Source organism: Paenibacillus helianthi, assembly GCF_001909055.1.
GTDB lineage: Bacteria > Bacillota > Bacilli > Paenibacillales > Paenibacillaceae > Paenibacillus_AQ > Paenibacillus_AQ helianthi.
Genome location: NZ_LVWI01000038.1, coordinates 12,830 through 25,180 on the forward strand (window position 1 = coordinate 12,830; position 12,351 = coordinate 25,180).

Genomic DNA, 12,351 nt, shown 5'->3' on the forward strand with positions numbered 1-12,351 from the left:
ACAATGAAGAGGCAAAGAAGGCCTCGAAGCGACCAATTGAGAGAAAGAAGGAATACCCCATGACAACGACTACAGCGGGCAGCAAGCGGTGGCTCATCGTGTTAGGTACAGTGATTATGCAGATGGGACTGGGCACGATCTATACCTGGAGCCTGTTCAATGCACAGCTCGTAAGTAAATTCGGCTGGGAGCTCAGCTCGGTTTCAATAACTTTTTCCATCACCAGCTTTGCCCTGGCCTTCGCGACGCTGTTCGCGGGGAAACTGCAGGACCGGTTCGGCCTCCGCAGACTGACCGCAGCCGCAGGGATTATGCTGGGTCTAGGTCTGATCCTAAGTTCACAGGCCAGCTCCCTTCCGATGTTTTACTTGCTGGCCGGTGTAGTTGTCGGGTATGCAGACGGAACGGCGTACATTACGTCGCTGTCCAATCTGATTAAATGGTTCCCGAAGAATAAAGGCTTAATCTCAGGTGTATCGGTAGGTGCCTATGGAACAGGAAGCCTGGTGTTCAAATATATCAACGGCAGTCTAATTGAGTCGGCAGGGGTGTCTAGTGCTTTCCTATATTGGGGCCTTATGGTTATGGTTATGATCGTTGTGGGTTCACTGCTGGTTCGGGAAGCACCTGTGGCTGCTCCGGCACAAGCTGCAAGGGGCAAAGCGGCTCTTTCAGCTGCTGGCCCTGCAGTTCCGGTTCTGGTGAAAGACTATACTGTCAAAGAAATGCTTCGTACGAAGGAAGCATACCTGCTGTTCGTCATTTTCTTCACCGCCTGCATGAGCGGCCTCTATCTGATTGGTATCGTTAAGGATATCGGGGTGCAGCTGGCCGGTCTGGATATTGCAGCAGCGGCAAATGCCGTGGCGATGATCGCCATCTTCAATACGGCCGGCCGGCTGATTCTGGGAGCCTTGTCTGACCGTATGAGCCGTCTGAAGCTGGTTAGTGCCACCCTTCTGGTCACCGCCGCAGCGATGCTTACCCTTAGCTATGCAACCTTAAACTACGGATTGTTCTTCGCTTGTGTGGCAGCAATCGCGTTCTGCTTCGGGGGTAACATTACAGTGTTCCCGGCCATTGTCAGCGACTTCTTCGGCCTTAAGAACCACAGCAAGAACTATGGAATCGTCTACCAGGGCTTCGGGATCGGCGCCTTATCCGGTTCGTTCATCGCCGCGTTCCTCGGGGGATTCAAGCCTACCTTCATTGTGATCGGACTTCTATGTATCCTGGCCTGCATCCTTGCGGTTTCCCTGAAGCCTCCGGTGCAGAAGCAGGTCAAAGAAAAGGGAATGAGCCTGAAGCCTTCACGGCATACGGCTTGAGCCATAGATAAATTTATGTCGGTTTAAGAAGATTAGAGACAAAGAGAATCCACCTGAAAAAGAGATATCCAGGCCCTCCGTGCAGACGGCAGGCGGATATCTCTTTTTTTAATTTGCGTTCCAGCCCTGGTAGAGGTCAGAGAGTTGCTGAATAATCCGATATATCGGGTATTTGTTGTAACACATTAACGGAACAATCGTGGTCCGCCCTTAATATAAGGGGCTACGTCGGTATGTATGGCTGGCTGGCTGGCTGTATCTCCTTAGGGACTGAAGCGAAGTGGAATAAGTATAACTAAATGGGCTGGAACTCTGTGACAGAAGGTTTTTGTGGGATTTTGTACACCTAATTCATGCTTAATCATCCCATACGGCGTTTTCAGCAGAATTAGTGATACTTTTTCCCACATAGGACACTTCATAAGCCAAATGAGTTGGATTAGTGATCCTTTCTCCACTAAGGATTCACGGATCTCATGATCAAGTTCCCAAGTCCTATCTATATAACTGTATAATACGAGCAAGATAAAACCCTCCAAACGAAGCCGTTGTCCACGCTTAGGTGGAGAAACAGTTTATTTGGGGGCTGATATTCAACTCAGAAAGAATGGGCTTATGGACCGCTGCTATCCGGAGCCTCGCAGTCGTAAGACTCAGTATTCGGATTCTCTGCCAGCTCGCGGAAGTGGCGGAGCTTATAACGGATAACCTCTTGCGTCTCTTGGAGTTTTGCGATCTCACGGGCGATTTTGTCATTGTGCGCTTCCAGCAGGGTGTACCGTTCGGATAGCGTGCCATCGCCCTGATGGGTCAGCTCCAGATAATGCCGCATTTCTTCCAGTGTCATTCCGGTAGCCTTAAGGCGCATCAGGAAACGGATACCAAGAATCTGGTCCCTGCTGTAGTGTCTATGGCCGTTAGGTTTGCGGTCGGCATACGGCAGCAGACCAATCCGCTCATAATAGCGTATCGTATCCTCGGTCAAGCCGGTCAGTTCGGCAGCCTGGCTGATGGAAGTGACGGTCTCCGGTATATCTTGCGCAGTAATGTCCATTGGAACCTCCTTGAGTAACATTACCAAGGAACTTCTCCATTCTCATCGAAAAATCCTCCTGTCGGGCCGTCTGCATCCAGTGTAGCCAGACGTACAGCGATCTTAGCCCCTTGCTCTACGGTGCGTTGACCAGTGAAGCCATTGAGATCGGTGGCGGTGAAGCCGGGATCTCCTGAATTAATCTTGAGCGGAGTATCCTTGAATTCCTTGGCAAAAGTAATCGTAGCCATGTTAACCGCCGCTTTGGAGCTATTGTAGGCAAGCAGGTTAAATTGGGCATGCTCGTGATGGGGATCGCTGTTGAAGGTCAAGGAGCCCAGGCCGCTCGACATGTTGACGATCCGTCCAGCCGGAGATTGCAGGAGCAGCGGGAGCATAGCTCTGGTTACAGCAATCGTACCGAAAAAGTTAGTTTCGAACGTTGCTTTGAGGTCATTCACCGGCAATTGGCTTGGAGCAGCTGCACCCCCAAGAGAAATGCCCGCATTGTTGATTAGCACATCAAGACCACTGTACTCCTTGGCAATTGTTTGCGCCGCAGCTGCAATGCTATCCTGATCTTGCAAGTCAAGCTGGATAAAGTGTGCATGGATGCCTTCCTGTGTCAAAGCGGCTGCCGCTTCGCTGCCACGCTGCTCGTCGCGCGAGCCAATCAGGACTCTATGTCCGAGGGCTCCGAGCTGTCTGGCTGTTTCAAAGCCGATCCCTTTATTTGCGCCTGTGATCAGAACGGTTGTAGGTTGTGTCATTTCTTAGTTCCCCTTTTCATCTTCCAAGATACGGTGGCCACCTGCCATGAATGTACTACTTGGAGTATGCTCAAAGTCAAGGAACAAATTTTAAGGGGGGGCGTTGCAGGATAAGAAAAGGAGGAGAGGAGGGCGGATAAGAGAAGGGCAGATAAGGGGAGTGGAGGTGGGCTATGGGAGTTGCTGAGGTGAGGAAGAGTCTTGCCTAACCAAGAGGTATCTTATCGGTTGGATGCTTAGCTCACTCTGTTATAGTGGAAAAAGTATCACTAATCTGGCCTGATTCCTTCTGAGAATAAATTTAGTGGAAAAAAGTAGAACTAATCTATGCCCTAGAGTGGAAATGCAAGTAAATTGCCTGGATTAGGTGGATGAAACCATTTAATTACTTATATAATGATGATTTTGACAAAAATAGGTGGAGATAATCCACTTACCCTTCTGCTGGGCATAGTTGTGAAGGGGAATTAATTGTAAGAGGTTTCCGTGGAGGCAGGAATAGAATGGTTATAGAGAAAAAGGGCTACGCAGACAATTTCAAACTGTCTGTGTAGCCCTCTTGAAGAAGATTATTTCTAGATTTGTGGTGATTTCTTATCCGAAGATGTAAGGGATCAGCCTTCCAGCAGCAGTGCTTCAGGATCTTCCAGCAATTCCTTGACCTTGACGAGGAAGCTAACTGCTTCCGAGCCGTCCACGATGCGGTGATCGTAGGACAGTGCGATATACATCATCGGGCGGTTGGCGCTTCTTTCTTCGTCCAGGGCGATCGGACGGAGCTGGATCTTGTGCATTCCGAGAATACCAACCTGCGGTGTATTGAGGATTGGTGTCGACATGAGTGAGCCGAAAACCCCGCCATTGGTGATAGTAAAGGTACCGCCCTGCAGTTCTGGCAGGCTTAGCGTATTCGTGCGTGCCTTGGAGGCCAGCTCACCGATCTTCCGCTCAATTTCCGGGAAGCTCAGCCGGTCTGCATCGCGGACGACCGGCACTACGAGGCCTTCTTTGGCAGATACGGCAATGCCGATGTCATAGTATTTCTTGATCAGGAGATCCTCGCCGTCGATCTCGGCGTTCAGTAGCGGATAGGCCTTGAGTGCGCCGATCACTGCTTTGGTGAAGAAGGACATGAAGCCGAGTCCGACATCATGCTTCTCTTTGAAGGCATCCTTGCGGCGCTTGCGGATGTCGAGAATCGCGGTCATGTCCACCTCGTTGAAGGTGGTCAGCATGGCCGCGGTGTGCTGCGCCTCGACGAGGCGGCTCGCGATGGTCAGCCGTCTGCGCGACATGCGCTTGCGCTCGACGGCTTTGCCTTCCTCCTGCGGCGCGGAGCTTGCCGCCGCAGGCTTCACCGGCGCAGGCGCGGCCGCTGCCGCCGGAGCGCTTGGCGCAGCGGCCTCCGGCCCAGCTGCGCCATGGCCCTTCACATCGGCCGTAGCGATCCGGCCGATGGGGTCGCGGGCACTGACCTCGCCGAGGTCGATGCCCCGCTCCCGCGCGAGCTTGCGCGCCCCCGGCGAAGCCAGGGCCGCAGTGCCCGCCGCCGCTGCATCGGGTGCGGCGGGGGAAGCTGGCGCCGTTGCCTGCGGTGCGGCAGCCTCTGGGGCTTCGCTGCTCGCAGCAGGAGCCTCCGGCTTGCCGGCCGCAGCGCTCTGCGGCGCTTCGGCGCCTGCCGTACCGGCGCCGCTGCCGATGATGCCGATCGCTTCGCCGACGGCTACATTCTCGCCGGCCTGGCGCAGGATGGAGGAGATGACGCCGTCCTCCTCCGCGCTGATCTCCAGGTTGACCTTGTCAGTCTCCAGTTCAGCGAGCACATCCCCCTGACCGACCGTATCCCCCTCTTTTACCAGCCATTTGTAGATCGTTCCTTCGGAAATAGATTCGCCCAAATCGGGTACTTTAATTTCGGACACAGGCCCTTACCTCCCCAAATAGAATAGTTTACGTTACCGAGACACCGCCCTCTATCTGGAAGACGGTACAGCCGCTTGTACTTGCGAGTTCAATTTCAGGGCTTCTGTTACTATACGACGCTGCTCAAAAGTATGCACGTCTGCATATCCGCTAGCCGGGCTGGATCGCTCCGGACGGCCGATATACTGCACCTTGATGTTCTGCGGGGCGATGGCCCGCAGCCGGGGCTCGGCATAACTCCAGCCGCCCATGTTCTTCGGTTCTTCCTGCAGCCACACAATTTCCGTAAGGGAACCCATCGCACTGATGTGTGCAGCCAGTTCCCGTTCAGGGAATGGATAGAGCTGCTCCAGACGGAGGATATGCAGCCAGGACCAGTCTTGATCCTTGGCGGCCTCCAGCTCCGTCTGCAGATCGAGTGTTACCTTGCCGCTGCACACTACCAGCCGTTTGATCTCCCCGGGACTGCCGCCAAGAAGCGGCTCGGGAAGTACAGGCTGGAATCCGCCGGAAGCCAGCTCGGCTCCGGAGGAGGTGCTGCGCGGGTTGCGGATCAGGCTCTTCGGAGCCATGATCACGAGCGGGCGGGCCTCTCCCTTGCCGCACAAGGCTGCCTGGCGGCGCAGAAGATGGAAATACTGCGCTGCAGAGCTCAGGTTCGCCACAGTCCAGTTCTCTTCAGCGGAGAGCTGCAGATACCGTTCCAGCCGGGCACTGGAGTGCTCAGGGCCTTGCCCTTCATATCCATGCGGCAGCAGGATCGTTAGATTGCTGCGTTGGGTCCATTTCGCGCGTCCGGCAGCAATGAACTGGTCGATAATAACCTGAGCAGCATTGGCGAAATCGCCATACTGTGCTTCCCAGATCACGAAGGTTTCTGGCGCGAACACATTGTAGCCGTATTCGTAGCCGAGTACCGAGGCTTCCGAGAGCGGGCTGTTGTACACCCCGAAGGATGCCTTGGAATCGCTAAGCTGGTGCAGCGGAGAGAACAGTGCACCTGTCTCGCTGTCGTGCAGCACCAGATGACGGTGGGCGAAGGTTCCGCGCTGGGAATCCTGGCCGCTCAGGCGGATCGGTGTACCGTCCTTCAGGATAGTGGCGAATGCCAGCGTTTCGGCGAGTGCCCAGTCTACCCGTTCTCCGTCATTCAGCGCATCCTTGCGGCGCTGCAGAATCCGCTCCAGCTTCGGATAGACCTTGAAGCCGTCCGGTACCGTCAGCAGCTCCCGGTTGATCTGCTGCAGCTGCTCCAGTTGCACCGTCGTGGATTGCGGCTGAGTTGCTTCCGTTTCGAGCGGTACCGAGGTTTTGGCTTCTCCGTTCTTGCGCTTGCCATCCTTCATCAGGTCGAAGGCTTCCTGAAGCACTTTTTCCGCATCAAGGTTCATCTGGTTCACATCATCTGCCGTGATGATCTTCTCCCGCTGCAGGCGTTCCGCATAGACACGATAGACGGTCGGATGGTTACGCACTCTGCCATACACAATCGGCTGGGTGGTTTCAGGATCATCCATCTCATTATGACCGTGGCGGCGGTATCCAATCAGATCGATCACGAAATCCTTCTTAAATTGATTGCGGTAGGCGCTAGCCAGGCGGACAGCGGAGATGCAGGCCTCCGGATCATCGGCATTGACGTGTACCACAGGGATTTCATAGCCTTTGGCAAGGTCACTGGCATAATGGGTGGAACGGGAATCTTCACTTTCGGTAGTGAATCCGATCCGGTTATTGACGATAATATGCACCGTACCGCCGTTGGAGTACCCTTTGAGCTTGCCGATGTTGAGCGTTTCCGCAACAATTCCTTCGCCCGGAAAAGCGGCATCCCCGTGCATCAGTACAGCCATGGCCTTGTTCGTGTCGAGCTGCGGCAAACCCGGGGAATTCCGGTCTTCCTGAGCTGCACGTGTAAAGCCTTCAACGACAGGGTTGACGAATTCCAGATGGCTCGGGTTATTGGCCAGTGTAATACGGGTACGGACGGTCTCGCCCTCGCGCACGGCGCGGTCAGCACCCAAATGGTATTTCACGTCGCCGGTCCAGCCGTAGTTAATGCCCATGGAGCCTTCGGAAGGGAAAAGCTCCTTGTTCGGAGAATGATGGAATTCCGAGAAAATAATATCATAGGGCTTCCCGAGAATATGAGCCAGTACATTCAGACGTCCGCGGTGGGCCATGCCCATCAGGATATGCTCTGCACCATCATGCGCGGCGGCACGGACAATCTCGTCCAGCATGGGCACCAGCGCGTCATTGCCTTCCAGGCTGAAGCGTTTTTGGCCGACGAAGGTCTTATGCAGGAAGGTCTCGAACTGCTCTACCTGGATCAGACGGTTCAGCAGCTCCTTGCGCTCGGTATTGTTCAGCGGCGCGGGAGAGCTTGTAGACTCCGCCTGACCGTTCAGCCAGCGAAGCTCCTGTTCGTCATGCACATGTCCGAATTCGTAGGCGATAGTCTGCGTATATGCCTGACGCATCCGGTGAACGGCATCCCATGCGGTATGAACATCCGGCGGCGCATTCTCCCAGATCAGCGAGGCAGGCAAGGCAATCAGATCTTCGCGGGTCAAGTCATAGGTTTCATAATCCAGCCATTTCGCCATAGGGCTGTTAACCTGCTCCAGCGGATCGATATTGGCGGCCATATGGCCATATATACGAATATTGGCGATTAGCTTGGAAGCTCGTACGGCCTTTCTCAGCCACTCGGTGTCTCCCGAAAGGGCCGGCTGCGGAGCCTGAACGGCATCCGGAGCGAGCGGAGGAGGGCCGGAAACGGTAAACAAATCGCGGTAATGATGTTCTACGGATGAAGGATCATGAACAAATTGCTCATATTTCTCTTGAATGTAGCCCAGATTGGGGCCGTGATACTTACTCCAAATGGATTCGTTATAGGGCTCTTTAACTGCCATGAATACATCCTCCTAACGGATGAACTCCACGTGCGGCATGAGGCTTGGGCGCCCAGTGGAGCTGCGATGGTTGCGGTTTCATTCCTCATCTTATTGTGCTACTTTCAAGGCGTGTAATCAATTCATACTTTCGGGGAATCCGTTCGCAAAACGGCATGATTCAGTCCTTAAATGATGAAAAACGGATATCGGTTACCTGAAGCTGGATGTGAACAGGGTGATGCGGTAATAATTACCCATGGATGCCACCGAATGCTTCATGAACAGTTCCTAAAGTCATATCTATTGGACAAATCCCAGCAAAAAAAACTGTTCTTTTGCACTACTTGTCATAAAAAATTTCCATAAATCGACACACTTTTCTTGTGAGAACTTATATAATGTTATTGCGGATAACGGTTTCATTGTTTTCTAACCAGATCCTTTCATGTAAAGGATCCAGTAAAGGGTAAACCTGCTGAAAGGCAGGGACACAAAGTCTCGGGTCTAATGTAGAAAGGCTTCAACTACTACGACGGCCGGACTGCCTGGGGACGCAAAAATTCTAGGAGGAGATATCTTGGATAAGTCCAACCAGGGGAATGACGGAGAACTGCTGATGGGTGATCTGGATCTAGAATGGGTGTATTTGCTGATGTCGGCGAAGAAAGCAGGCATCGGGGCAGATGAAATCCGCCAGTTTTTAAGTGAAAAGACAACGTTGCAGGTAATGTAGGGGCGTTTACTTTGCGGGAATACATACAGAAAAGGGCACAGCGCCAGACGCTGTGCCCTTTTCTGTATCGCTGGAGCCTTAGGACAACCGCCCGTTATTGATCCTTTTGCTCCAGCCGCCATTTTTGATAATCGAGGAATTCTTTGAATTCCCGTTTGCTTATGCCGGAAGCCATGGCTTCTTGAACGAGCCGGAACCATTCGCCATCTAGTGCGGATTCGTCAGTCTCTGAGGGCTCGCCATACAGCAGGCTGTGGATAGACACCTGGAGCGCATCGGCGATTTTTTCGATGAATTGAATAGAGGGGTTGGATTGGATATTTCTTTCTACATTGCTTAAGTATGATTTTGCCACATCTGACTTGTCCGCTAATTCGGATAAGGACCAGCCTTTTTCCAGACGGAGTTGGTGGATGCGACTTCCCATATTATCCGGCACGATTACAACGCCCCTCCGTACTTATTGTTAAAATATAAGGATTTAACTGTTCTATGCCATCAATCATCCTTATATTTCTCGCTGAAACGGCTATTTGAAGGCGATACGTAGTATTGCTGCTTCGGAAGCATAAGCTTGTAAAAGACGACGTAGCCGTTTCCAATTGAAATATAAGAATGTATATGCTTGACGCTATACATTGTCCTTCTATTTATGGAGAAACGGATACCGCCTCTTTCGGAGGACGGCGAAGACGTTTCTTTTTATCAGTATAACAAATTTCCGTAAAATGGACAAAAATCAATCGTTACAAAGAAAAAACAGCCTAATCTGCTCCGGCTCCGGAATCAGGGTAGGCTGCTTCAGAATGCAGTCCGTTATGAATTAATAATCTTTTTTAGGGCCTTGTTTGGCCTCGAAGTTCCAAGTCAGCTTCAGCTTATCCTTTTGGAAATAGTTCTGTGCTTCACCATTGTCAACGAATTCGAACTTGACTGTAAAGCTGTCGCTGCTCTGAGCTTTGATACCGTCGGCTTCCGTCCAGATTTGATCCAGACCGGTATTGTTTACAAGATCGGGGGTTTGGCTCTTCAGGGCATCCAGTGTGGTTTCGTATACGACAACCTCCGGTGTGAGAATGGTTCCTTTATCATTATTCTTCAGGAATTTAACCTTGATGAATTTGCTGAGATCGACACCGTTGTTGTCGCCGAGCGTATCTGTAATCTCTGTAGTGGTCTTCAGCAATACTGAGCCGATGTCCAGGGTTCCGTCATTTTTGAGCTTGAAGGTTTTGGTTACAGTATCACCCGGTTTCAGGTTAGGGATATCTACGATTACTGAAGGATCAGAATTCAGATCCAGCGTACCTGCTGCGAAGGTTGCCGTGCTTGTAGCAGTATCGCTGAAATATGCGAAGGTTCCTCCGCCAATCAAAGACAAACCGAGTGCTGCCGATGCCATGCCAAAACCCAATGTTTTCTTGATACCCATATTCTAATTCCTCCTCTGATTAGTAAAGCGAATGATAAATGTATATTGTATCTTCCGTTTCGTAGGCGGAAGCGGACAATCGGATCAGGGCTGTATGTCAGTTCCCGGAGGTGCCTGGGGAAGCACGGTATCTTTTTTCTCAAGCGCCGTAAGAGCCTTCCATGAACTGTAGAGCGCATAGAGCAGGAGCAGAAGTCCGGGAACGATCATCAGGACCACACTGCCGGCTTTGGAGGCGGCAAAATTCATGGCATATCCTACATATGGAATGGTGACTCCGGTGTACTCGGCCACAATATTCCCTGAACTCACGGGCGTCATATCCGCAGCGTCATTGTTATCGCCTTTGGTATGATAGATGACCTCGCCGGCAGCAGTTTTTGCTGAAGCATCCACAATTCGGTGAGTGATCAGGATATTATCCTCGCTCATAAAGGTGATGACATCGCCTTTATGGAACCGGGTCATGTCTCCTCCGGGTTTCAGGGCGACGATGGATCCGGTCTGAATACCTGGCTCCATTGAACCGGAAAGCACCGACTTGATCTCATATCCAAAAAGGGTGGGTTCGCCTCCCGAGGCCCTGGACACTACAACGGCTACTGCCAGCACCACGAAAATCAATACCATTACTGCGGATAAAGTATGGCTAATTATTTTTTTGATAAGCATGTCAGTCTCCACCTTTAATGAGTTGTGGCTCCGAAGGTGATGCGGTCATTTCCGGACCTGGTATCGGAGGCTCTGTTGCCTGAGGTTCTTGGGTAGGTGTCTCTGTCACATCCCCTTTTGGAGGCGTGCTCTGGTTGTCACCGGCGGGTGCCGGGGTGGCGCTGGCTTCGGGTACATCTGGAGCTGCCGTACTAACGGCTTCAGGCTCAGGAGTAGCTTTTAATTCAGCTTTGGCCTTTTCTGCGTCTTCCTTCTTCTGTTTCTCAAGGGCGAGCTTGGCTTCTTCTTCCTTTTTGGCTTTAGCCAGTTCCTCTTGCCGGGCCTTCTCGATCTCTTCAAGCCGCTTGCTGCGGGTCTGGGTGATGAGCTGCTGCTGCTGTTCAAGCCCTGAAATACCGGCGGTTGCAGTATCTTTGGCGCTGTTCAGCTCCGCATCCAATTTGTCATACATAGAAACCAGTTCCACGGATAGCTCACCCGGCGACTGTCCGAACGCAGCTATGATAGGAAAAAGCTGTGACGGTTCTTCCGGGATGGAATTTAGTGGGCTGTAGACTGCTTCGTTAACCGTTATAGGGAATGGAGTATTGCCGTTCTGAATGGCCTCCAGGTAATGAACGATTGCGGCTATGGAAGCAGTGAAGGATTCGGAGAGCACACCGTTTTGGCTAAGACTGTTCTGTAACCCGTCAAAGAATTCCTTATCTCTGATTTCCAGACAATTAGGATCGAGATCGATCATATATCCTCCAATCTGTGCCAGAACGGCAGCTGCAGCGCTGATCTCTGCATGAATCCCGTTCCAAATCCCGGCGTTGGCGGTCTTCTGGCCTTCAATGGCAATCAGATCGGAATGAAGATCTGCAACTTGCCTTGAAATCTCCTTTTCCGCTATTTCCAGCTCTTCCAAGGACATAGACTCGATTCCAGTTATTCCTGTTAAGCCGGCCGGGGAACTGTAACTTTTCAAGGTTGCTTTTAGAGCCTGGGCTGTATTGAGATGTTCTTTTAATTCGCTGAGCAGCTGCTTGATGGAATCCGGGAATACTTTACAAAAACCAATGGTGCTGACTGTCTCCGCGGTACCGTTAAACCCCCCATAAGTACTGCCGATTTGGCCAGAGGCATACAGCAGGAGTACGGATATGGCCATCCCCGACTGCAGGATGCGAAGTCCGGTTTTTTGGGTTTTTCTTTTACGCCGTTTGGCGGATCTGGGGTACAGAGGCAGGCCCCCCTCTCATAACTTACTGTTGATGTGATTCGTTATATTTGTTCTCAATAAAGAACGTTTTCGTAAGGAAATCATACACTGCCTGCCGGGCAAAAGAAAAATGGTGATTTCGTCTAATTGTTCGTAATAAAGACCATTAATTAGTATTTATCTACTGATATCTATCTGTATCGCTGTTTTTCGTAAAATGTTCTTTATAAAGAACAAATTGATGGGAGGCTGAGCTGTCTGATGGGGTGTGGTGGTGTGGAGCTGAAGGTGAGAATAGAGGCAGAAGTGCCTTTGAATCCGGCCAAAGTGGGCCTAGAGGCGAAACCAAAGGC

The 12,351-nt window shown here is 51.8% G+C and carries 10 protein-coding genes and 1 riboswitch; of the genes, 2 read left to right on the forward strand and 8 right to left on the reverse strand.

Annotated features, from left to right (window positions below; all coding sequences use genetic code 11):
• The first annotated feature begins 59 nt into the window (after positions 1-59).
• Complete coding sequence (locus A3844_RS13335; protein WP_074107637.1) at positions 60-1,328, forward strand: L-lactate MFS transporter; 1,269 nt, start codon at positions 60-62, stop codon at positions 1,326-1,328.
• Positions 1,329-1,941: 613 nt separating this feature from the next.
• Here A3844_RS13335 and A3844_RS13345 read toward each other — a convergent pair.
• The 4 genes from A3844_RS13345 to A3844_RS13360 all read right to left on the reverse strand — a co-directional run bounded on the left by A3844_RS13345 (position 1,942) and on the right by A3844_RS13360 (position 7,975).
• The gene (locus A3844_RS13345) at positions 1,942-2,382 is read right to left on the reverse strand and encodes a MerR family transcriptional regulator (RefSeq protein WP_074086876.1); all 441 of its coding nucleotides are present in this window, start codon (positions 2,380-2,382) and stop codon (positions 1,942-1,944) included.
• 20 nt (positions 2,383-2,402) lie between these two features.
• A complete protein-coding gene (locus A3844_RS13350; protein WP_074086650.1) occupies positions 2,403-3,131 on the reverse strand; it encodes an SDR family oxidoreductase in 729 nt (242 codons plus the stop codon).
• Between the two features lie 614 nt (positions 3,132-3,745).
• Positions 3,746-5,053, reverse strand: coding sequence for a 2-oxoglutarate dehydrogenase complex dihydrolipoyllysine-residue succinyltransferase (odhB, locus tag A3844_RS13355; RefSeq protein ID WP_074107638.1), 1,308 nt, complete (start codon positions 5,051-5,053; stop codon positions 3,746-3,748).
• A gap of 51 nt (positions 5,054-5,104) precedes the next feature.
• Positions 5,105-7,975, reverse strand: coding sequence for a 2-oxoglutarate dehydrogenase E1 component (locus tag A3844_RS13360; protein ID WP_074107639.1), 2,871 nt, complete (start codon positions 7,973-7,975; stop codon positions 5,105-5,107).
• Positions 7,976-8,412: 437 nt separating this feature from the next.
• Positions 8,413-8,506, forward strand: a riboswitch (cyclic di-GMP riboswitch).
• 28 nt (positions 8,507-8,534) lie between these two features.
• Here A3844_RS13360 and A3844_RS31890 point away from each other — a divergent pair.
• Entirely contained in the window at positions 8,535-8,690 is a 156-nt protein-coding gene (locus A3844_RS31890; RefSeq protein WP_083606841.1) for an anti-repressor SinI family protein, read from the forward strand.
• Positions 8,691-8,784: 94 nt separating this feature from the next.
• Here A3844_RS31890 and A3844_RS13370 read toward each other — a convergent pair whose 3' ends face one another.
• The 4 genes from A3844_RS13370 to A3844_RS13385 all read right to left on the reverse strand — a co-directional run bounded on the left by A3844_RS13370 (position 8,785) and on the right by A3844_RS13385 (position 11,947).
• Positions 8,785-9,117, reverse strand: coding sequence for a helix-turn-helix domain-containing protein (locus tag A3844_RS13370; RefSeq protein WP_074086877.1), 333 nt, complete (start codon positions 9,115-9,117; stop codon positions 8,785-8,787).
• Between the two features lie 396 nt (positions 9,118-9,513).
• On the reverse strand, positions 9,514-10,122 hold the full coding sequence (locus tag A3844_RS13375; RefSeq protein ID WP_074086653.1) for a TasA family protein: 609 nt from the start codon (positions 10,120-10,122) through the stop codon (positions 9,514-9,516).
• Between the two features lie 84 nt (positions 10,123-10,206).
• The gene (gene sipW, locus A3844_RS13380; RefSeq protein ID WP_074107640.1) at positions 10,207-10,794 is read right to left on the reverse strand and encodes a signal peptidase I SipW; all 588 of its coding nucleotides are present in this window, start codon (positions 10,792-10,794) and stop codon (positions 10,207-10,209) included.
• A 1-nt stretch (position 10,795) separates the two neighbouring features.
• Positions 10,796-11,947 (reverse strand): hypothetical protein, encoded by a 1,152-nt coding sequence (locus A3844_RS13385; RefSeq protein ID WP_074107641.1) that lies wholly within the window; start codon positions 11,945-11,947, stop codon positions 10,796-10,798.
• Positions 11,948-12,351: the final 404 nt, after the last annotated feature.